General features: G+C 59.9%; 28 protein-coding genes. 11 read left to right on the top strand and 17 right to left on the bottom strand.

Features of this window, described 5'->3' with window-relative positions:
* Positions 1-140 precede the first annotated feature (140 nt).
* The 9 genes from hisG to SC318_RS04740 all read right to left on the bottom strand — a co-directional run bounded on the left by hisG (position 141) and on the right by SC318_RS04740 (position 5668).
* Positions 141-776 (bottom strand): ATP phosphoribosyltransferase, encoded by a 636-nt coding sequence (hisG, locus tag SC318_RS04780; RefSeq protein WP_083360118.1) that lies wholly within the window; start codon positions 774-776, stop codon positions 141-143.
* A gap of 8 nt (positions 777-784) precedes the next feature.
* A complete protein-coding gene (locus tag SC318_RS04775) occupies positions 785-964 on the bottom strand; it encodes a hypothetical protein (protein ID WP_320429860.1) in 180 nt (59 codons plus the stop codon).
* 25 nt (positions 965-989) lie between these two features.
* Positions 990-2255 (bottom strand): UDP-N-acetylglucosamine 1-carboxyvinyltransferase, encoded by a 1266-nt coding sequence (murA, locus tag SC318_RS04770; RefSeq protein WP_320429859.1) that lies wholly within the window; start codon positions 2253-2255, stop codon positions 990-992.
* Positions 2256-2278: 23 nt separating this feature from the next.
* On the bottom strand, positions 2279-2518 hold the full coding sequence (locus SC318_RS04765) for a BolA family protein (RefSeq protein ID WP_016974279.1): 240 nt from the start codon (positions 2516-2518) through the stop codon (positions 2279-2281).
* 115 nt (positions 2519-2633) lie between these two features.
* Positions 2634-2939, bottom strand: coding sequence for an STAS domain-containing protein (locus tag SC318_RS04760; RefSeq protein ID WP_320429858.1), 306 nt, complete (start codon positions 2937-2939; stop codon positions 2634-2636).
* On the bottom strand, positions 2936-3583 hold the full coding sequence (locus SC318_RS04755; RefSeq protein WP_306491640.1) for an MlaC/ttg2D family ABC transporter substrate-binding protein: 648 nt from the start codon (positions 3581-3583) through the stop codon (positions 2936-2938). Before SC318_RS04755 ends, SC318_RS04760 begins: the two co-directional genes overlap by 4 nt.
* An 11-nt stretch (positions 3584-3594) precedes the next feature.
* Entirely contained in the window at positions 3595-4062 is a 468-nt protein-coding gene (mlaD, locus tag SC318_RS04750; protein WP_003171814.1) for an outer membrane lipid asymmetry maintenance protein MlaD, read from the bottom strand.
* Positions 4062-4859, bottom strand: coding sequence for a lipid asymmetry maintenance ABC transporter permease subunit MlaE (gene mlaE / locus SC318_RS04745; RefSeq protein WP_124385165.1), 798 nt, complete (start codon positions 4857-4859; stop codon positions 4062-4064). The genes mlaD and mlaE overlap by 1 nt, the downstream gene beginning before the upstream one ends.
* Positions 4859-5668 (bottom strand): ATP-binding cassette domain-containing protein, encoded by an 810-nt coding sequence (locus SC318_RS04740; protein WP_320429857.1) that lies wholly within the window; start codon positions 5666-5668, stop codon positions 4859-4861. The genes mlaE and SC318_RS04740 overlap by 1 nt, the downstream gene beginning before the upstream one ends.
* Positions 5669-5978: 310 nt before the next feature.
* Here SC318_RS04740 and SC318_RS04735 point away from each other — a divergent pair, with 310 nt between their 5' ends.
* From SC318_RS04735 to SC318_RS04690, 10 genes are all read left to right on the top strand, one after another.
* Positions 5979-6953 carry a KpsF/GutQ family sugar-phosphate isomerase gene (locus SC318_RS04735; RefSeq protein WP_306491638.1) on the top strand — a complete coding sequence of 325 codons (975 nt, stop codon included), beginning with the start codon at positions 5979-5981 and terminating at the stop codon, positions 6951-6953.
* Positions 6953-7477, top strand: coding sequence for a KdsC family phosphatase (locus SC318_RS04730; RefSeq protein ID WP_306491637.1), 525 nt, complete (start codon positions 6953-6955; stop codon positions 7475-7477). Before SC318_RS04735 ends, SC318_RS04730 begins: the two co-directional genes overlap by 1 nt.
* 8 nt (positions 7478-7485) lie before the next feature.
* Positions 7486-8058, top strand: coding sequence for an LPS export ABC transporter periplasmic protein LptC (gene lptC / locus SC318_RS04725; RefSeq protein ID WP_320429856.1), 573 nt, complete (start codon positions 7486-7488; stop codon positions 8056-8058).
* The gene (lptA, locus tag SC318_RS04720) at positions 8045-8578 is read left to right on the top strand and encodes a lipopolysaccharide transport periplasmic protein LptA (RefSeq protein WP_320429855.1); all 534 of its coding nucleotides are present in this window, start codon (positions 8045-8047) and stop codon (positions 8576-8578) included. Before lptC ends, lptA begins: the two co-directional genes overlap by 14 nt.
* Positions 8578-9303, top strand: coding sequence for an LPS export ABC transporter ATP-binding protein (gene lptB, locus SC318_RS04715; protein WP_003171806.1), 726 nt, complete (start codon positions 8578-8580; stop codon positions 9301-9303). Before lptA ends, lptB begins: the two co-directional genes overlap by 1 nt.
* A 184-nt stretch (positions 9304-9487) precedes the next feature.
* Positions 9488-10981 (top strand): RNA polymerase factor sigma-54, encoded by a 1494-nt coding sequence (locus tag SC318_RS04710; protein ID WP_320429854.1) that lies wholly within the window; start codon positions 9488-9490, stop codon positions 10979-10981.
* 75 nt (positions 10982-11056) lie between these two features.
* Entirely contained in the window at positions 11057-11362 is a 306-nt protein-coding gene (gene hpf / locus SC318_RS04705) for a ribosome hibernation-promoting factor, HPF/YfiA family (protein ID WP_003171804.1), read from the top strand.
* A 10-nt stretch (positions 11363-11372) separates the two neighbouring features.
* Entirely contained in the window at positions 11373-11837 is a 465-nt protein-coding gene (gene ptsN, locus SC318_RS04700; protein WP_320429853.1) for a PTS IIA-like nitrogen regulatory protein PtsN, read from the top strand.
* Positions 11838-11839: 2 nt separating this feature from the next.
* Complete coding sequence (gene rapZ / locus SC318_RS04695) at positions 11840-12697, top strand: RNase adapter RapZ (protein WP_320429852.1); 858 nt, start codon at positions 11840-11842, stop codon at positions 12695-12697.
* A gap of 16 nt (positions 12698-12713) precedes the next feature.
* Positions 12714-12986: an HPr family phosphocarrier protein gene (locus SC318_RS04690; protein ID WP_306491632.1), complete on the top strand. Its 273-nt coding sequence runs from the start codon at positions 12714-12716 to the stop codon at positions 12984-12986.
* Positions 12987-13011: 25 nt separating this feature from the next.
* On the opposite strand, the gene SC318_RS04685 is transcribed toward SC318_RS04690, so the two are convergent.
* The 6 genes from SC318_RS04685 to pmbA all read right to left on the bottom strand — a co-directional run bounded on the left by SC318_RS04685 (position 13012) and on the right by pmbA (position 18266).
* Entirely contained in the window at positions 13012-13905 is an 894-nt protein-coding gene (locus SC318_RS04685; protein WP_320429851.1) for a ZIP family metal transporter, read from the bottom strand.
* A gap of 32 nt (positions 13906-13937) precedes the next feature.
* Entirely contained in the window at positions 13938-14549 is a 612-nt protein-coding gene (locus tag SC318_RS04680; RefSeq protein WP_320429850.1) for a superoxide dismutase, read from the bottom strand.
* A 1-nt stretch (position 14550) separates the two neighbouring features.
* Complete coding sequence (locus tag SC318_RS04675) at positions 14551-14979, bottom strand: DUF2753 family protein (RefSeq protein WP_320429849.1); 429 nt, start codon at positions 14977-14979, stop codon at positions 14551-14553.
* Between the two features lie 27 nt (positions 14980-15006).
* A complete protein-coding gene (locus SC318_RS04670) occupies positions 15007-16383 on the bottom strand; it encodes a class II fumarate hydratase (protein WP_320429848.1) in 1377 nt (458 codons plus the stop codon).
* Entirely contained in the window at positions 16376-16771 is a 396-nt protein-coding gene (locus SC318_RS04665) for a FagA protein (protein WP_320429847.1), read from the bottom strand. The genes SC318_RS04670 and SC318_RS04665 overlap by 8 nt, the downstream gene beginning before the upstream one ends.
* 148 nt (positions 16772-16919) lie before the next feature.
* Entirely contained in the window at positions 16920-18266 is a 1347-nt protein-coding gene (gene pmbA, locus SC318_RS04660) for a metalloprotease PmbA (protein WP_320429846.1), read from the bottom strand.
* 108 nt (positions 18267-18374) lie between these two features.
* Between pmbA and yjgA the strand changes: the two genes are divergently transcribed.
* Positions 18375-18896 carry a ribosome biogenesis factor YjgA gene (gene yjgA, locus SC318_RS04655; RefSeq protein ID WP_025856302.1) on the top strand — a complete coding sequence of 174 codons (522 nt, stop codon included), beginning with the start codon at positions 18375-18377 and terminating at the stop codon, positions 18894-18896.
* Positions 18897-18941: 45 nt separating this feature from the next.
* Here the strand turns inward: yjgA and tldD are convergent, their stop codons facing one another.
* On the bottom strand, positions 18942-20384 hold the full coding sequence (gene tldD, locus SC318_RS04650) for a metalloprotease TldD (RefSeq protein WP_320429844.1): 1443 nt from the start codon (positions 20382-20384) through the stop codon (positions 18942-18944).
* 16 nt (positions 20385-20400) lie between these two features.
* Entirely contained in the window at positions 20401-21249 is an 849-nt protein-coding gene (locus tag SC318_RS04645; protein ID WP_320429843.1) for a carbon-nitrogen hydrolase family protein, read from the bottom strand.
* Positions 21250-21284 lie beyond the last annotated feature (35 nt).

Here is a 21284-nt window from a genome sequence, read left to right as displayed (position 1 = left end):
CATAACTTGCCTTTTGGGGTAAGGCGCGATTCGTTATTGAACGTCAGCGCACCTTCCCAGCAGTCGTTTCCGCTTGGGCACCTGAGAATTCTGGCTATGAGGCGGATAGACGAGCGCAGCGTTTCAGCTACGCGGGTGAGTCAACCGCGGTGTCGCGACTCCACTGCCTTGCGCAGGGTGTCGATCAACGCCTGGATACGGGCGTGCTGCATCTTCATCGATGCTTTGTTGACCACCAGACGCGAGCTGATGTCGGCAATGAAATCCTGCGGTTCCAACCCGTTGGCGCGCAAGGTGTTGCCGGTGTCGACCACGTCGATGATCTTGTCAGCCAGGCCGATCAGCGGCGCCAGCTCCATCGAGCCATAGAGCTTGATGATATCGACCTGACGGCCTTGTTCGGCGTAGTAGCGCTTGGCGACGTTGACGAACTTGGTCGCCACCCGCAGGCGGCCCTTGGGTTCGACATCGCCGACACGGCCAGCGGTCATCAGCTTGCACAGGGCGATACGCAGGTCCAGTGGCTCGTAGAGACCCTGGCCACCGTATTCCATCAGCACGTCCTTGCCGGCGACACCCAGGTCGGCAGCGCCATGTTCAACGTAGGTCGGCACGTCGGTAGCCCGCACGATCAAGAGGCGAACGTCGTCCTGGGTCGTGGGGATGATCAGCTTGCGGCTCTTGTCCGGATTCTCGGTCGGCACGATGCCCGCTTCAGCCAGAAGCGGCAACGTGTCGTCAAGGATGCGGCCCTTGGACAGTGCGATGGTCAACATGGGAAATGTCAGTCCTTCATCAGGCTATTGCTGTCCGGTCGCAAACGGCGCCAGACACAGATCGAGGCCTTTACAGCCTCGATTTGAAACAAACTGGTGTGTGTAGGAGCGAGCTTGCTCGCGAAGAACTCATGGGCACCGCGTTGATACTGGATAAACGCGTTATCGTTGACGTTTTTCGCGAGCAAGCTCGCTCCTACAATGCAGCGGGGATTAGCCCGGAACGCGGCGGATTTTAGCGCCGAGCATCTGCAGCTTTTCTTCGATGCACTCGTAGCCACGGTCTATGTGGTAGATGCGGTCGATCAGGGTATCGCCTTCGGCGCACAGTGCCGAGATCACCAGGCTGGCCGACGCACGCAGGTCGGTCGCCATCACTGGCGCGCCCTTGAGCTTGTCGATGCCGGTCACGATAGCGGTGTTGCCCTCGACCTGGATCTTGGCGCCCATGCGGTGCAACTCGTACACGTGCATGAAGCGGTTTTCGAAGATGGTCTCGATCACGGCACCGGTGCCTTCAGCAATCGCGTTCAGGGAAATGAACTGCGCCTGCATGTCGGTCGGGAATGCCGGATACGGAGCGGTACGCACGTTAACGGCTTTGGCCCGCTTGCCGTGCATGTTCAGCTCGATCCAGTCTTCACCGGTGGTGATTTCGGCGCCGGCTTCCTTGAGTTTTTCGAGGACGGCTTCGAGGATGGTCGGATCGGTGTCCTTGACCTTGACGCGACCACCGGTAACGGCGGCGGCGACGAGGTAGGTGCCGGTCTCGATACGGTCCGGCATCACTTTATAGGTGGCCGAGTGCAGACGCTTTACACCGTCGATGGTGATGGTGTCGGTGCCCGCACCGCTGATGTTGGCGCCCATGGCGATCAGGAAGTTGGCCAGATCGACCACTTCCGGCTCGCGCGCGGCGTTTTGCAGGACGCTGCGGCCATTGGCCAGGGCAGCGGCCATCATGATGTTCTCGGTACCGGTCACGCTGACGGTATCAAAGAAGAAGTTCGCACCACGCAAACCGCCTTCCGGCGCCTTGGCCTTGATGTAGCCGCCTTCGACGTCGATGACAGCGCCCATGGCTTCGAGGCCACGGATGTGCAGGTCGACCGGACGCGAACCAATGGCGCAACCGCCAGGCAGGGCGACTTCGGCTTCGCCGAAACGCGCAACCATCGGGCCGAGCACCAGGATCGACGCACGCATGGTTTTCACCAGCTCGTACGGGGCGATCAGGGTCTTGATGGTGCGCGGGTCGATTTCGACGGACAACTTCTCGTCGATCACAGGCTCAATGCCCATGCGACCGAACAGCTCGATCATGGTGGTGATGTCGTGCAAGTGCGGCAGGTTGGCCACAGTCACAGGGCCATCGCACAGCAGGGTCGCTGCCAGGATCGGCAAGGCGGAGTTTTTCGCACCGGAGATGCGGATCTCGCCATCGAGGCGGGCACCGCCGGTAATAATCAATTTATCCATAAGAATCTCGACGCCTTGGGGGCTCAGGTGCGCTCGGCCCAGGCCGCGCGGCTGAAAAATTTCATAGTGACCGCATGGATGCTGCCATCGGTGATCCACGGGTTCAAATGGGCATAGATCTGCTGCTGACGCTTGACCGGGCTCAATGCCGCCAGTTCATCGCTAATCACGTTCAGCTGGAAATTGCAGCCTTCGCCTTCAACTTCAACAATCGTTTCCGGCAGCTTTCCTTCAAGGAAGCTCTTAACTTCTAGGGCCTGCATGCTCAACCTCTATCGGCGCCCAGTGCGCACGGGTCGCACATCATACAAAAAAGCCCCGCGCCTGCGAACCCCGCATAGCAGGACTCTGACGGGGGGCTTCTCTGATAAATGTGTATTAAGGATGTGCCAGCAGCTCGGTCAAGCCGGAAACCTCGGCGATCTCGCGCATGTCTTCAGGCATTGCACGGATACTGAACGGTTTGTTGGCCGCTTGGGCATCGCGCATAAAGCACAGCAGCAACGACAAGCCGACGCTGCTGGACTTGGTCACCGCCGAGCAATCGAGCACCAGCGCAGGCGCCGCGCTGGCCTTGATCAGCGCCTGGCCCTGCTTGCGCAGGTCAGGCCCGGTGCGGTAGTCCAGCACGCCGCTTAAGAACAGCTCGCCGGCTTCGCCGATACGAACAGCCGACTCGGTCATTGTGCGGACTTCCCGGCTTCCTTGTCGGAAGTTTCCTTGGCTTTGGCCACTTCGCCGGCCCAACCATTGATGGTCTTGTCCAGGTCGTTGCCGTTGCGCTGCATCGCGTCGGCGAACTGATCACGGAACAGCTTGCCGATGTTGATGCCGTTGATGATCACGTTGCGCAGTTTCCACTCGCCGTTGACCTTCTCCAGCGTGTACTGCACAGGGTAGACGGCGCCATTGTTGCCCTTGACGGTCATGTTCACGCTGGTGCGATCACCCGACTCGTCACCGGCCGGAGCGACGGTGATGCCCTGGTTGTTGTACTCAAGCAAGGCGTTGCCGTAGAACTGGAACAGCCCGCGCTTGAAGTTTTCCTGGAAACGCTGCATCTGCGCAGGGGTCGCCTTGCGCGAATACTTGACGGTCATGATGCTGCGGGAGATACCTTCGGCATCGACCACCGGACCGACGATGGTATTGAGCGCGTCGTAGAACTGACTTGGGTCTTGTTTGTACTTTTCCTTGTTGGCCGACAGGTCAGCCAACATTTTGTTGGTCGTGTCCTGCACCAGTTCGTGGGCAGAACCGGCTGCGTTGGCCATCAACGGCAGCGCTGCAAGCAGGACCAGAAGGCCGCGTCGCAAGGTAGAGATCATGAACAGATTCCTCATTTGGCGTCTTTATTGACCGTATTGAGCAGGAATTTACCGATCAGGTCTTCAAGTACCAACGACGACTGCGTGTCGTGGATGGTCGAGCCATCCTTGAGCAGGGCTGTTTCCCCGCCCACGCTGACACCGATGTACTTCTCGCCCAGCAGGCCCGCGGTGAGGATAGACGCCGTGGAGTCGGTCGGCAGATTATCCACCTTCTTGTCCAGTTGCATCGTCACCCGACCGGTGAAGCTGTCGCGATCCAGATCGATTGCCGTGACCTTGCCGATGGTCACACCGGCCATGGTCACTTTAGCTCTGACCGTCAAACCGGCGATATTGTCGAAGTACGCATAAAGTTTATAAGTGTCGGCGGTGGGGCTGGCCGACAGGCCACTGACCCGCAGGGCCAGCAACAGTAAAGCCAGGATGCCAGCCAGCAAGAAAAGGCCGACACCGATTTCCACAGTGCGGTTTTGCATCAGAAATCTCCAAACATCAAGGCGGTCAAAATGAAGTCAAGGCCCAGTACCGCCAGCGAGGCGTACACAACGGTCTTGGTGGTGGCGCGACTGATCCCTTCTGAGGTGGGTTCACAGTCATAGCCTTGGAATACGGCGATCCAGGTCACTACAAAGGCGAAGACGATGCTCTTAATGATGCCGTTGAGCACGTCGCCCGTGAAGGTCACGCTGTTTTGCATGTTGGCCCAGTAGGAGCCGTCATAGACCCCCAACCAGTCCACCGCCACCCACGAACCGCCCCAGATCCCGACCACGCTGAAGATCATCGCCAGCAGCGGCAGGGAAATGAAGCCGGCCCACAGGCGCGGGGCAACGATGTACTTGAGCGGGTCCACGCCGATCATTTCCAGGCTGGACAGCTGTTCGGTGGACTTCATGTTACCGATTTCAGCCGTCAGCGCAGAACCGGCACGCCCGGCAAACAACAAGGCGGTGACCACCGGACCCAATTCGCGCAACAGCGTCAGGGCAACCATCTGCCCTACTGCCTGCTCGGAACCGTAGCTGGACAGGATGTTGAAGCCCTGCAGCGCCAGCACCATGCCAATGAACACCCCGGAGACCACGATGATCACCAGGGACATCACGCCGACCGCATGCAGTTGCTTGAGCAGCAGGCCAAAGCCGCCGCCTATGCCGCCGCGGCCGAGCAAGGCGTGGAACAGGAAAATGGTCGAACGTCCCAGGACTTCGACGATGTCGATGCCTGAGCGACCGAAAAGGCGAACCTTTTCGACAAGAGATGTTTTGCGCATCAGCGCTTCCCCAGAAGATCTGCGCGGTAGTCCGCTGCCGGAAAGTGAAAAGGCACCGGGCCATCGGGATCGCCGGTCATGAACTGGCGAATGCGCGGGTTATCGACGTTCATCAGTTCTTCCGGCGTACCCTGCCCCAGTACCTGACCATCACCCACTACATAAAGGTAGTCAGCGATGCTCGCGGTTTCGGCCAGGTCGTGAGACACCACGATGCTGGTGATTCCCAGTGCGTCGTTGAGCAGGCGGATCAGGCGCACCAATACGCCCATGGCGATTGGGTCCTGGCCCACGAAAGGCTCGTCGTACATGAGGATCTGCGGGTCGAGGGCGATGGCTCGCGCCAGGGCGACACGGCGCTTCATGCCACCGGACAATTCGTCCGGCATCAGGTCGATGGCCCCGCGAAGCCCTACGGCCTGCAGTTTCAGCAACACAATGTCACGAATCATCTCGTCAGACAGCTGGGTATGCACCCGCAGCGGGAACGCTACGTTTTCGAACACATCGAGGTCGGTAAACAGCGCGCCGCTCTGGAACAGCACGCCCATGTGCTTGCGCGCATCGAACAGATCGCTGCGCGACAGCGTCGGCAGGTTCTGGCCGTTGACCCACACTTCACCGGCGCTTGGGCGCAGTTGCATGCCCATCAGGCGCAGCAAGGTGGTCTTGCCGCAACCGGAAGGCCCCATGATGCCCGTGACTTTTCCGCGAGGAATGCGAATATCGACGTTATTGAAGATGCTGCGCGCACCGCGCTTGAAGGAAAGGCCCTTCAGCTCGACCGCGTAGGCGTTATCGGCACTCATCTAATCTCCTTGGGATGCAGCCTTTCACTCAGACACCATGCATGCGACTTTCGTTTGCACAGGGATGCGCAATAGTTGGCACCATGGGTGGGCCGGACCGAACTGGCCGCGAACTATATCACTGCTGGTACAGAGCCCCCAAGGCCGGAACAGCGCTTGTTCAGATTCAGGACAGCGAAAAACCGTTGCCGGGCATGTTATTGAGACAAATCCTGGACGTGTACTGAATAAAGCCTGACGAACTTGCGTGAGGGAATTGATCATTACCGCTATAATCGCCGACTTTTCGTCAGGCTATACGATTTCAGACATGAGCCAATCCAGCGACCTTATTCAATCCGCACAACGCACCATCCGCCTCGAGCTGGAAGCCGTAGAAGGTTTACTGGCCCATATCGACGCGGATTTCGTACGCGCCTGCGAGATGATTCTGGCCAGCAAGGGCCGCGTTGTCGTGGTTGGCATGGGTAAATCCGGACACGTCGGCAACAAGATCGCCGCTACGCTGGCGAGCACCGGAACCACGGCGTTCTTCGTGCACCCGGCCGAAGCGAGCCATGGTGACATGGGCATGATCACCAAGGATGACGTGATCCTGGCCCTGTCCAACTCCGGCACCACCAACGAGATCGTGACCCTGTTGCCGCTGATCAAGCGCCTGGGCATCAAGATGATCAGCGTCACCGGCAACCCTGAGTCGACCCTGGCCAAGGCCGCCGAAGTGAACCTGAACGTGCATGTCGCCCACGAAGCCTGCCCGCTGAACCTGGCACCCACCTCCTCCACTACCGCTGCGCTGGTCATGGGCGACGCCCTGGCCGTCGCACTGCTGGAGGCTCGCGGGTTCACGGCTGAAGATTTCGCCTTTTCCCACCCGGGCGGTGCCCTGGGCCGTCGTTTGCTGCTGAAAGTGGAAAATGTCATGCATGCCGGCGATGAGCTGCCTCACGTACCGCGCGGCACCTTGCTCAAGGACGCGTTGATGGAGATGACCCGCAAGGGCCTGGGCATGACCGTCATCCTGGAAACCGACGGGCGACTGGCCGGCGTGTTCACCGACGGTGACTTGCGTCGCACCCTGGACCGCACCATCGACATTCATACCGCAACCATCGATGCGGTAATGACGCCCCACGGCAAGACCGCCCGTCCCGAGATGCTTGCCGCCGAAGCCCTGAAGATCATGGAAGACCACAAGATCGGCGCACTGGTGGTGATCGATGAGGATGACCGCCCGATTGGCGCCCTGAACATGCACGACTTGTTGCGTGCGGGAGTGATGTAATGAACAGCGACCTGTTGCAACGCGGTAAAAACATCAAGCTGGCGATATTCGACGTCGATGGCGTGCTGACCGATGGCCGCCTGTACTTCCTCGAAGACGGCAGCGAGTTCAAGACCTTCAACACGCTCGACGGCCAGGGCATCAAGATGTTGATGGCAGCAGGCGTGCAAACCGCGATTATCAGCGGTCGAAAGACACCGGTTGTGGAACGCCGCGCACAAAACCTGGGGATTCCTCACCTGTATCAGGGGCGCGAGGATAAACTGGTGGTATTGGACGAGCTTCTTGGCCAACTCAACCTAAGCTATGAACAGGTTGCCTATCTGGGTGACGATCTGCCTGACCTGCCGGTGATCCGCCGGGTCGGCCTGGGCATGGCCGTGGCCAATGCCGCAGCGTTTGTGCGTGAACATGCCCATGGCATTACCACCGCCCGCGGCGGCGAAGGTGCCGCCCGCGAGTTCTGCGAATTGATCCTGCGCGCCCAAGGCAGCCTTGAAGCGGCCCACGCCGCCTACTTATAGAGCGTTATATGCTGAGCAAAAAGATTCGCAATTTCCTGCTATTCGGGGTCATCGCCGCGCTGCTCCTCGCGGTGGGCTACTGGAATATCAGCCCGGAGCGCTTTCTCGACAAACCTGTCGTGCAGGTGGATGAAAGCATCATCGACAACTTTGCCACCAACACCCACACCGTGCAGTTCCTGCCCGATGGCAAGGTGCAGTATGTGCTGGTCTCCGATAAGGTCGAGCGCCTGAAAGCTTCGGAAGTCAGCCTGCTGACCAACCCGGACCTGAACCTCTACCGTGGCACCGAACAGCCCTGGCACGTCACCAGCCTGCGTGGCGAGGTCAATCCGGACGGCACCGAAATCGAACTGATCGACTCGGTACGCGTCGCACGTACAGACACACAGAACCGCGACACCATCATTACCAGCAGTCGCATGACCGTATTCCCACAGAAGGAATATGCGCAGACCGAGCAAGACGTTAGAATCGACGGCGCTGGCGGTGTATCGACTGGCAAGGGAATGAAAGCGTATTTGAAAGAAAGCAGGATACACCTGCTATCGAACGTAAGAGGACAGTATGAGGCTCATTAAAACCCTCCCTATTTTGCTCGGTCTGGGCGCAGCACTGGGAAGCGTGAGCGCCTGGGCTCTGCCGAACGATAGCCAGCAACCGATCCACATCTCGGCCGACGATGCGCAGCTTGATGACAAGCAAGGCGTTGCGACCTACACCGGTGGCGTGATCATCACCCAAGGTTCGATGAAGATCACTGGCAATACCGTGACCCTGACTCGCACGGCCACCGGCGATATCGATGTCGTGACTTCCGTGGGCAACCTGGCTTACTTCGAACAGAAGCAAAAGGCAGAAGACCCGGGCCCGATGAAGGGCTATGGCAAGACCATCCAGTACCATGCACAGCAAAATCGCATCGTACTGATTGATCAGGCCAAGGTGCTCAGTGCCGACGGCAACTCCACCGAAGGCGAGAAGATCGTCTACAACACCCAGACCCAGGTCGCCCAGGCGGGTCGCGCCAATGGCAACAAGGTCACCGCGCCTCGCCCACGTATCGACATGGTCATCCAGCCGAAGAAGAAGGCCGAGTAATGGCAACCCTGAAAGCCCAGCATCTGGCCAAGGCCTATAAAAGCCGCCAGGTGGTACGCGATGTCAGCCTGTCGATCGACAGCGGCCAGATCGTCGGCCTGCTCGGCCCCAACGGCGCCGGCAAGACCACATGCTTCTACATGATCGTCGGGCTGGTCCAGGCGGACCAGGGCCGCGTATTGATCGACGACCTGGACGTGAGCCACCAGCCGATGCACGGTCGCGCACGCGCCGGTATCGGCTATCTTCCGCAGGAAGCGTCGATCTTCCGCAAACTTTCGGTGGCCGACAACATCATGGCGATTCTCGAGACCCGCAAGGAGCTCGACCGCGACGGCCGCCGCAAGGAGCTGGAAAGCCTGCTGCAGGAATTCCACATCAACCACATTCGCGACAACCTCGGCATGAGTTTGTCCGGTGGCGAGCGTCGCCGTGTGGAGATCGCCCGCGCCCTGGCGACCGCCCCCAAGTTCATCCTGCTGGACGAACCGTTCGCCGGTGTTGACCCGATTTCGGTGGGCGATATCAAGCAGATCATTCATCACCTCAAGGCCAAGGGCATTGGCGTGCTGATCACCGACCACAACGTCCGTGAAACGCTTGATATCTGCGAAACCGCCTACATCGTCAACGATGGGCAACTGATTGCCGAAGGTGATTCCGCGACGATCCTGGCCAACGAACTGGTTAAAGAAGTTTACCTGGGTCACGAGTTCCGCCTGTAAGCACGGTGATATCGGGCCATTTGCGAGAGCGCGAGCGCGTCAATAAAAACCTCAGCCTTTTTATTGTTACCGCACTCTAGGCAAAGGCCCCGATATCAGGCATATAATTTGCTTATGTTTGGCGCTCACGCGCCCTGTCGTGGATGGCGCATTGCGCCGGCGAATAAGGTGTTAAGCCCCTGCCATGAAACCATCGCTAGTCCTGAGAATGGGCCAGCAGCTGACGATGACACCGCAGCTGCAACAGGCCATCCGCCTGCTCCAATTGTCGACCCTGGACCTGCAACAGGAAATCCAGGAGGCCCTGGAGTCCAATCCGATGCTCGAACGCCAGGAAGAAGGCGACGACTTCGACAATACCGACCCCTTGGCCGACAACATCGAGCAAAAGCCCAATCCCGACGTACAGGAACCGTCCTATCAGGAAACCGCCCCTACGGTGGACAACCTTGAGGACGGCGAATGGAACGAACGCATTCCCAACGAGCTTCCCGTGGACACGGCATGGGAAGACGTCTACCAGACCAGCGCCAGCAGCCTGCCCAGCAATGATGATGACGAATGGGATTTCACCACCCGTACGTCTGTCGGCGAGAGCCTGCAGAGCCACTTGTTGTGGCAATTGAACCTGGCGCCGATGTCCGACACCGATCGCTTGATCGCCGTCACCCTGATCGACTGCATCAACAACCAGGGCTACCTGGACGAAACGCTCGAAGAAATCCTCGAAGCCTTCGACCCGGAACTGGACATCGAGCTGGACGAGATCGAAGCCGTCCTGCACCGCATCCAGCAATTCGAGCCCGCCGGCATTGGCGCGCGCTCGCTCAGCGAGTGTTTGTTGCTGCAACTGCGCCAACTCCCGGCCAAGACCGCCTGGCTGGCTGAGGCCAAGCGCCTGGTCAGCGACTACATCGACTTGCTGGGCAGCCGCGACTATAGCCAACTGATGCGTCGCATGAAGCTCAAGGAAGACGAACTGCGCCAGGTCATCGAGCTGGTTCAGAGCCTCAACCCGCGTCCGGGCTCGCAGATCGAGTCCAGCGAAGCCGAATATGTCGTCCCTGATGTGATCGTGCGCAAGGACAACGAACGCTGGCTGGTGGAATTGAACCAGGAATCGGTGCCGCGCCTGCGGGTCAACCCGCAATACGCCGGCTTCGTGCGCCGCGCCGACACCAGCGCTGACAATACCTTCATGCGCAACCAGTTGCAGGAAGCCCGCTGGTTCATCAAGAGCCTGCAAAGCCGCAACGAAACCCTGATGAAAGTGGCGACCCAGATCGTCGAGCACCAGCGCGGTTTCCTGGAATACGGCGACGAAGCGATGAAGCCCCTCGTACTGCATGACATCGCTGAGGCGGTGGGCATGCACGAATCGACGATTTCACGGGTGACCACGCAAAAGTTCATGCATACCCCACGGGGTATTTATGAGCTGAAATACTTTTTCTCCAGCCACGTAAGCACCTCCGAAGGCGGTGAATGCTCGTCCACGGCGATCCGCGCGATCATCAAAAAACTGGTTGCCGCGGAAAATCAGAAAAAGCCGTTGAGTGACAGCAAGATCGCTGGTTTACTGGAGGCACAAGGCATTCAGGTCGCCCGTCGAACCGTCGCCAAGTACCGCGAATCCCTTGGGATCGCGCCTTCCAGCGAGCGAAAGCGTTTGATGTGACGGGCGGGCCACAGCGTTCCAGTGGTGGGTATTTCTGCCCACCGCTTTATGCACTGGCAACGAAGGAGAAGCTGTATGCAAGTCAACATCAGTGGACACCAGCTGGAAGTCACCAAACCCCTGCGTGAGTACACCGAGAGCAAGCTGAACAAGCTTGCGGGGCATTTTGACAAGATCACCAACGTGCAGGTCATCATGGAGGTCGACAAGCTCAAGCAGAAAATCGAGGCCACCCTGCACGTACCGAATGCCAAGCTCGTCGCCAATGCGGAACATGAAGACATGTACGCGGCGATCGACTCGCTCTACGACAAGCTCGACCGCCAACTCATAAAGCATAAGGAAAAGAATCTGCACCTGATGCAAGGTACAGGTCGTTAACTCTCCCCCCATGATCCGACTTGAAACCATCCTGACCCCCGGCCGTTCCCTCGTGAACGTGCCGGGCGGCAGCAAGAAAAAAGCCCTCGAACAAATTGCCAACCTGATCTCGCGCGAAGTGCCGGGTCTGGAAATGCAGGACGTGTTCGACGCGCTGATTGCCCGTGAAAAACTCGGTTCGACCGGTTTTGGTAACGGCATAGCCATTCCTCACTGCCGCCTCAAAGGCTGCGACACACCCGTCAGCGCCCTGCTGCACCTGGAATCCCCCATCGATTTCGATGCCATCGACGGCGCCCCGGTCGACCTGCTGTTCGTTCTGCTGGTCCCGCAAGCGGCTACCGATGCGCACCTGGAACTGCTCCGGCAGATCGCCAGCATGCTCGACCGCAAGGAAGTACGCGAAAAACTGCGCAGCGCCACCAGCAATGAGGCGTTGTATCAGGTCGTCCTGGATGAACAAAGCGGGCAATAATCATGCGTTTGATCATCGTCAGTGGCCGTTCCGGCTCGGGTAAAAGCACTGCTCTCAACGTTCTCGAGGACAGCGGTTTCTACTGCATCGACAACCTGCCCGCCGGGCTGCTGCCGGAATTGGCGGAACGCGCCCTGATCCACACCGAGCTGCCGCAGCCACTGGTCGCCGTGTCGATCGACGCTCGCAACCTGCCCAGCCATCTCTCGCGGTTCCCCGAACTGCTTGAGGAAGTGCGCGCCAAGCATATTCATTGCGACGTGTTGTATTTGGATGCCGACGAAGAAACCCTGCTCAAGCGGTTCTCCGAAACCCGCCGACGCCACCCGCTCAGCACCGCCAACCGTTCGTTGGCGGAAGCCATTGAGGACGAGACCAAGTTGCTGGGGCCGATCATTGATCTGGCCGACCTGAAAATCAACACCACCAACCTGAACCTTTACCAACTGCGCGACGCGATCAAGCTGCGATTGCTCAACCAGCCGGAGCCTGGCACCGCATTTCTGGTCGAATCGTTTGGCTTCAAGCGTGGCATGCCGGTGGATGCCGACCTTGTATTTGACGTGCGCTGCCTGCCCAATCCTTACTGGAAGCCGGAGCTGCGTGATCAGTCAGGGCTCGATCAGCCGGTGATCGACTACCTGGCGGCACAAGCGGACGTGGAAGAGATGTTCCAGGATATCTCCACTTACCTGCTCAAATGGCTGCCACGCTTTGCCGCGAGCAATCGCGCCTACGTCACCATTGCCATTGGCTGCACCGGTGGTCACCACCGCTCTGTCTACCTGACGGAACGACTCGGCCAAGTGTTGCAACAAACCCTCAAGAACGTCCAGGTTCGCCACCGCGACCTTAGCTGAAAGGAACACCCCCGCGATGCCCGCTCTGGAAATTGAAATCATCAACAAGCTGGGCTTGCATGCCCGGGCGTCAGCCAAATTCGTCGGTGTCGCCGGTAAGTTCCCCTGCCAGATACGCGCCGGGCGCAGTCCGGAATCGATGGTCGACGGTAAAAGCATCATGGCAATGATGATGCTTGCCGCAGGCAAGGGCACCAAGATCCACCTCAAAACCGAGGGCGAACAAGAACAGGAAGCGATGGACGCATTAGTCGCGCTGATCAATAACTACTTTGATGAAGGCGAATAACCCGCTCGCTCTGTAGGAGTAAGCCCTACCCCAACGCCGTATCCATCACCATCATCAAGCAAAACCCGATGCACAACCCCAGGCTGGCGAGCTTATCGTGACCGTTTCGGCGTGACTCGGGGATGACCTCATGGGTCACCACCAACAGCATTGCGCCCGCCGCCAGCGCCAGCCCCAAGGGCAACAGCACTTCGGCAAGGCTTACCAACCAAGCGCACAGCACGGCAAATACGGGCTCCACCAAACCCGATGCAGCGCCGATCAGAAACGCCTTGATCCGCGACATCCCCGCCCCCGCCAATACCAGCGCGATGACCAAGCCCTCCGGTACGTCCTGCAGGGCAATGCCCATGGCGAGGCTGTCCGCATCCGCCATGCCGCCGCCAGCAGAGACGCCCACGGCCATGCCTTCGGGTATGTTATGGGCGATGATGGCAAACACGAAGAGCCAGATGCGCGGCGGGATAACCGGTTTATCCGGCGTACCCACCAGCATTTCCGGGCTGGCGCCGGAGACCTTGAGGTCCACCAGATACAGCCCGAATGCCCCCAGCATGATGCCGAAGCTGATCAAGCCGCCCGCGCCCCAACGCGAGAGCCCCAGGCTTTCAGCGGCAGCAATACCCGGCACCACCAGCGAAAAGGCGGTCGCCGCCAGCATGACCCCGGCGCCAAAACCCAGCAAGGTATCGCTCAACGCCGCCGGCATCCGGCGAATCACCAACACCGGCACCGCGCCCAGTGCGGTGCCGAGTGCGCAGATCGACCCGCCCTGCAGCGCACGCAGGATGCGCGGTTCCAAGTCGAGCCAGGCCAACCCATTGGCCACCAGCAATGCCGTACCGACTAAGAGAAGCAGGGAGCCAAACGCGTAGCGAAAGAGTCGCACGCTGCTAATCGCCAGTGTTTCAGTACCCATAGTCGGCCTTAGATCTTGTTATAGGTTGAATGTCAGGCCAAGGCAGCCTGGTAGCGTGCGGCAACCTCCGGCCAATTGATGACGCTATAGAATGCATTGATGTACTCCGGTCGTCGGTTTTGGTACAGCAGGTAGTAGGCGTGCTCCCAGACGTCCAGCCCCAGGATCGGCGTGTTGCCGCTCATCAGCGGGCTGTCCTGGTTGCCGCTGCTTTCCACTACCAAGGTCTTTTGCGGGGTGACACTCAACCAGGCCCAGCCGCTACCGAAACGGGTCAGCGCCGCCTTGGTAAAGGCCTCCTTGAAACGGTCGAAGCCACCCAACTGTTCGTCGATAGCATTGCCCAGAACCCCCTCGGGCTTACCGCCACCTGCCGGCGACATGACCGCCCAAAAAAGCGAGTGGTTGGCATGACCGCCTCCTTGGTTGACCACAGCAGCGCGTAATTGCTCCGGTAATTTTTCAACGCTGGAAACCAACTTCTCCACCGGCCAGCCAGCGTACTCAGTGCCCTCGACTGCAGCATTAAGGTTATTGATGTAAGTCTGGTGATGCTTGGTGTAATGGATTTCCATGGTTTGCGCGTCGATATGGGGTTCAAGCGCATCGTAGGCATAAGGCAACGCCGGCAGGGTGTAGGTCATATCAATGTGCTCCATAGTAAGAGGTGGCCGGTTGCGTAGCGGCAGCGCCCAGCAAGCGATGGGTGCGTGGGTATTCGCCGTGATCGCTGATGAAATTCAACAGCTCGACATAGGTTTTGCTGCTCTGGCGCAACGCTGCCTCGCGCAGCTGCGGGCTGAGGCGAGAGTCCTGCATGGTTTGCAGCAGGCGCTGGTGAATGGCGCAGAGGTATTGCGCGCTTTCCTCAGGCTGGTTGAGGCGCAGGTGCAGGTCTGCCAGGTTGTGGTGGGAAATGACGCAAGCCGCCACTGCTTCGTCGGCATCCGCCCAGCGTTCGAACAACACTTGGGCCAGGGCCAGGGCTTGCAGGTAGGCCTCGCGGGCGTCAACCAGCTCTCCCGCCATAAAGCAGCGATTGGCCCGTTCGATCGTACGTTTCCAGTGCTCCATGATGAGCCTCCAAAGCAGGGATGATGATTACACGCCGCCCGCCGTGAGCTTTTCCGGGTCCAGCAGGACTTCCAGTTGGCTGCGAGGCAAGTCGGTGTGTTCAAGGGCGACATCGATTACCGGACGACCCTGCTGATACGCCTGCTTGGCGATTTGCGCGGCCTTTTGGTAACCAATGATCGGATTGAGGGCAGTGACCAGAATCGGATTGCGTGACAGTGCTTCCTTAAGCTTCGCTTCGTTGACCTTGAAGCTGGCAATGGCCTTGTCCGCCAGCAAACGACTGGTATTGGCCAGCAATTGCAGGCTACTGAGCAGGTTCTGGGCGATGATCGGCAGCATCACGTTCAGTTCGAAGTTGCCTGATTGGCCGGCAACGGTGATCACCGTGTCGTTGCCGATGACCTGGGCGGCCACCATGGCCGTGGCTTCCGGAATCACTGGGTTGACCTTGCCCGGCATGATCGATGAACCCGGTTGCAGGCCTTCCAGCTCTATTTCGCCGAGGCCGGCCAGCGGGCCGGAGTTCATCCAGCGCAGGTCGTTGGCGATCTTCATCAGCGATACAGCGGTCGCTTTCAACTGGCCGGAGACGGCGACGGCGGTGTCCTGGGAGCCGATCAACGCAAACAGGTTCTTGCCCGGCGTGAACTTCACCTGGGTCAGTTGACTCAGGTGCTGGCAGAAGCGTGTGGAAAACTCAGGGTGCGCGTTGATGCCGGTGCCTACCGCCGTGCCGCCCTGGGCCAACGCCTGCAGAGCCGGCAAGAGGTCTTGCAAATGGCCGATATTGGCCTTGAGCTGCTGCGCCCAGCCGTTGAGCACCTGGCTCATGCGCACCGGCATGGCATCCATCAGGTGGGTACGACCGGTCTTGATGAACGGGTGAACCGCCTCGGCCTTTTGCTCGATCACCTGCACCAGGTGCAGCAAGGCCGGCAGTGTTTGCTCGTGCAGCACCAGCGCCGCGCTGACGTGAATGGTGGTTGGGATAATGTCGTTGCTGCTTTGCCCACAGTTGACGTGGTCGTTGGGGTTCACCACCTCGCCCAGCAAACGGCTGGCCAGGGTGGCAATCACTTCGTTGGCGTTCATGTTGGAGCTGGTGCCGGAGCCGGTCTGGAAGATATCCACCGGGAAGTGCTGCATATAATCGCCTTCCAGCAAGCCTTGGGCGGCATCGACAATGGCCTTGCCCTGCCCTTCGCTGATCTGCTTGAGGTCGACATTGGCCCTGGCAGCAGCGGCCTTGGCCAGGATGAGCGCGCGGATGAACTGCGCCGGCATGCGCTGATGACTGATAGGAAAGTTGTTGACCGCGCGTTGGGTCTGCGCGCCGTACAGGGCCTCGGCGGGGACTTGCAGTTCGCCCATGCTGTCGCGTTCGATACGGCTATTACTCATCGTTAGATCCTTGCACCAAGTCGGAGTGAGAGAGGGATGGCAGCAATTGGCACGTCGCCAGTTGCCAGGCAAAGGCCTGCCAGCGCTTGAGGCGGCAGGCGCAGTGAGCGAGTTTTTCCAGGTCGCGCAGCGGGCGCCAGGCCTGGTCCAGGCACAGGGAGCGCCAATGCCAGGGCAGCGCGATGTCGTTGGCGGTGTCGACGAGCAGGCGAAATGACGTTTCGGCGATGGTCCACGGGTGGGTCGCGGTGCAACACGCCAGGTATCGCCCCTCACTGAGGTAATGTTCGATCAGGCGAGGTTCATCGGGATCAAGCCCGCAGCGGATCTGGCGACTCATCCACCGCCAACTCTCAAGGTACGGGTCCTCATGCAAGACAGAACTCATGATCCACACTCATCCAGTAATGAGATTCATTATTAAATGATATTAAGAATCAAAACAAGGATGGCGGAATGAATCCTTTCTATCGGAACCATAAAAAAAGGCGCGCCATCATTCAGATGGCGCGCCTTTTTCGGTGAAGCGTCGCGGGTCAGCTGCCGGCGACCGTCATCCGCTCGATCAACACGGAGCCCGTGCGGATGTTGCTGCGCAGCTCCAGGTCGTTACCCACAGCCACGATCTGCTTGAACATATCGCGCATGTTGCCGGCGATGGTCACTTCCTGGACGGCGAACTGAATCTCACCGTTTTCCACCCAGAACCCCGCCGCGCCGCGGGAATAGTCACCGGTCACCATGTTCAGGCCATGGCCCATCAATTCGGTCACCAGCAAGCCGCGCCCCATCCGACGCAACAGCGCCGCCTGGTCTTCATCGCCGTGGGTCACGAACAGGTTATGCACGCCGCCGGAGTTGGCGGTGCTGGGCAGGCCGAGCTTGCGGCCCGCGTAGGTGCCCAGCACATAAGACACCAGCTCGCCCTTCTCGACGAACGGCTTGGCATACGTGGCCAGGCCATCGCCGTCGAACGAGGCGCTGCCCATGGCGCGCATAAGGTGCGGACGCTCATCAATGGTCAGCCACTCAGGAAACAGCTTCTGGCCAATCGCACCTTCCAGGAATGACGATTTTCGGTATAGGTTGCCACCGGAAATCGCCCCGAGAAAACTGCCGAACAAGCCACCGGCCAATTCGGCGGAAAACAGCACCGGCACTTCGCACGTGGGCACCGGGCGAGCACCCAGACGGCTGGCTGCACGCTGCGCAGCACGCTGGCCAATGCTTGCCGGGTCTGCCAGCAACTCGCCTTGACGGTTCACGTCGTACCAGTAATCACGCTGCATCTGGCCGTTGGCTTCGGCGATCATCACGCAACTGAGGCTATGACGCGTGGAGGCGTAGCCACCGATAAAACCATGGCTGTTGCCGTAGACACGGCAGCCCTGGTGAGTACTCAGGGTGGTGCCATCGGCGTTCTTGATGCGGGCATCGGCGTCGAACGCCGCTGCTTCGCAGGTCAGTGCCTGCTCGATGGCTTGCTCTGGCGTGATGTCCCAGGCGTGGAACAGGTCGAAATCCTGCAAATCCTTGGCCATCAATGCTTTGTCGGCCAAGCCTGAGCTTTCATCTTCGGAGGTGTGCTTGGCGATGGCCAACGCGGCGGCGACGGTTTCGCGAATCGCTTCCGGGCCACTGGCCGACGTACTGGCCGAACCTTTGCGCTGGCCCACATACAAGGTAATGCCAAACCCCTGGTCGCGATTGAATTCTACGGTCTCAACTTCCCGCTGACGCACCGAAGTCGACAGCCCCTGCTCCAGCGACACCGCGACTTCACAGGCGCTGGCGCCCTGGCGCTTGGCCTCGGCAAGGATCTGCTCGACTTGTTCCTGCAGTGCCGGTAACGCTTGCGGACCGACGCTTTGGGCTGCACTCATGGTTTTCTCCACTCAAATTCTGCTCTCGGTTAAGGCCATCGAGCGACCGGGCCGGACAAGCGGCCCCCGACTGGTTATCATGGCGGCGTTTCTTTGCGGACTGCCACCATGGTTGATTCTTACGACGACTCCCTCGATGGGGAGAAAAGCAAAACCCAGGTCAAACGTGAGCTGCATGCTCTGGTTGACCTTGGCGAGCGCCTTACAACGCTCAAAAAGGACTTGATTGCCAAACTGCCACTGACCGACGAAATGCGCCGGGCTCTGGCCGATGCGCCCAAGCACACCGCGAATATCGCGCGCAAACGGCACATCATGTTTATCGGCAAGCTGATGCGCGATCAGGACACTGACGCCATTCTGGCCCTGCTCGATCAAACCGATGCCTCCACTCGCCAGTACAACGAACGCTTTCATAACCTGGAGCGCTGGCGTGACCGCCTGATCTCGGGCGATGACGCCGTGCTGGAAAAATTCGTCTTGGACTACCCGGACGCGGACCGCCAGCAATTGCGCTCCCTGATCCGTCAGGCCCAACACGAACTGGCGCATAACAAGGCGCCGGCCACCAGCCGTAAAATCTTCAAATACATCCGTGAGCTGGACGAGACTCAACGCGGCCTGCGCTGATCCTCTTCCCCGGGTGGCGGCCTTCGCCACCCGAAGCTCTCGGGCTTACGACCCCGTGCCACCCACGGTGATCGCATCGATCTTCAACGTCGGCTGGCCCACGCCCACCGGTACTGACTGTCCGTCCTTCCCGCACGTACCCACGCCGCTGTCCAGCGACAAGTCGTTGCCGACCATCGACACCTTGCTCATGGCCTCCGGCCCATTGCCAATCAACGTCGCGCCCTTGACCGGCGCAGTAATCTTGCCGTCTTCGATCAAGTACGCCTCGCTGGTGGAGAACACGAACTTGCCGCTGGTGATATCCACCTGCCCGCCGCCCAGGTTGGCGCAGTAGATGCCGCGCTTCACGGAGGCGATGATTTCTGCCGGATCGCTTTGGCCGCCGAGCATGTAGGTGTTGGTCATACGGGGCATGGGCAAGTGCGCATAGGATTCACGGCGACCGTTACCGGTGCGTGCCACGCCCATCAGGCGGGCGTTGAGCTTGTCTTGCATGTAGCCCTTGAGCACACCGTTTTCGATCAGGGTGGTGCACTCGGTCGGCGTGCCCTCGTCGTCCACACTCAACGAACCACGGCGACCGGCCAGGGTGCCGTCGTCGACGATGGTGCACAGCTTGGACGCGACCATCTCGCCCATGCGCCCGCTGTAGGCGGAACTGCCCTTGCGGTTGAAGTCGCCTTCCAGTCCATGTCCCACGGCTTCGTGCAGCAGCACACCGGACCAACCCGAGCCCAGCACCACCGGTAAGGTGCCGGCCGGCGCGGGAATCGCTTCCAGGTTGACCAGCGCCTGGCGCAGCGCTTCACGGGCATAGCCCATGGCACGGTCTTCGGCGAGGAAATAACGGTAGTCGGTACGCCCGCCGCCGCCATGGCCGCCGCGCTCGCGGCGACCGTTCTGCTCGACGATCACACTGACGTTGAAACGCACCAGTGGCCGTACATCTGCCGCCAGCCCGCCATCGGTAGAGGCTACGAGGATGCGTTCCCACACACCGGCCATGCTCACGGTGACTTGCTGAATACGCGGGTCCAGAGCGCGGGTAGCCGCGTCAACACGCTTGAGCAGCTCGACTTTTTCGGCGCGGCTGATCACTTCCAATGGATTGTCCGGCGCATACAACTGCGCCACGTCCTGGGTGCTGAACGCCTGCACCGTGCCGTTCTGGCCGGCGCGGGAAATCGAGCGCGCCGCGCGCGCGGCCAGCCCCAAGGCTTCCAGGGTAATCGCGTTGCTGTAGGCAAAACCGGTCTTTTCCCCGGATTGCGCGCGTACGCCTACGCCCTGGTCAAGGTTGAAACTGCCTTCCTTGACGATGCCATCTTCCAACGCCCAGGACTCGGAAATCTGCCCCTGGAAGTACAGGTCGGCCGCGTCGATACCTGGTCCGGCCAGATCGCCCAGCACGGTTTGCAGATTTTCGATGGTCACGCCACCGGGTGCCAGGAGGTGTTCACTGACTGAGGACAACAACTCGCTCATAGGTTTGGCCTTAAATTCATCGTTCTGAAGCAGGTCGCTGCGCGCCCTGCGAGAAAAAGCGCCGGTGATTGACCACCGGCATGCGCGCCCGTATCGACGCCTGTTCATTGCTGTCGCGTTCGGCCACTAACACCGCTTCGCCTTGATCCTGTTGGGCCAACACACGTCCCCAGGGGTCGATAATCGCTGCATGCCCATGGGTTTCCCTGGGCCCCGGATGCACACCGCCCTGGGCAGCCGCCAGCAGGTAACACTGGGTTTCGATGGCCCGTGCACGAATCAGCACATCCCAATGCGCAGCCCCCGTCACCGCCGTAAACGCCGAGGGCGCGCTGATCAACTCAGCCCCCGCCGCACGCAACTCACTGTACAGCTCAGGAAAGCGCAGGTCGTAACACACCGTCAGCCCCAGGCGCCCCACTGGCGTATCTGCCACCACCACGTTGCTTCCGAAAGCATAGTCGTCGGATTCGCGATAACGACCCCGGGCATCCGCCACATCCACATCGAACAAGTGCAGCTTGTCGTAACGAGCGGCGAATTCACCACGGTCGTCGACCAGCAGCGAACAGGCGTTGGGTTTGGCGTTCGGTTGGTCCGCTGGGGGCAACGGCACGGTGCCGGCCACTATCCATAAGGTGAGGTCGCGAGCGGTCTGTTTCAACCATGGCAGGATCGGACCTTCACCCAAGGCCTCGGCGCGACCGATGTCGGCCATGTCCCGGCGGCCCATGGCGGCGAAGTTCTCCGGCAATACCGCAAGCCTGGCGCCATCCGCCGCCGCTCGTTCCAGCAGGCGGCGTGCCTGGGCCAGGTTGGCCAGCACGTCACTCTGGCTGACCATTTGGATTACCGCAAAGGACATGGGCCGACACTCCGTAAAGGGCATGGGACCATGCT

This window comes from Pseudomonas sp. MUP55 (assembly GCF_034043515.1).
GTDB lineage: Bacteria > Pseudomonadota > Gammaproteobacteria > Pseudomonadales > Pseudomonadaceae > Aquipseudomonas.
This window is presented reverse-complemented; position numbering and strand designations above follow the sequence as displayed.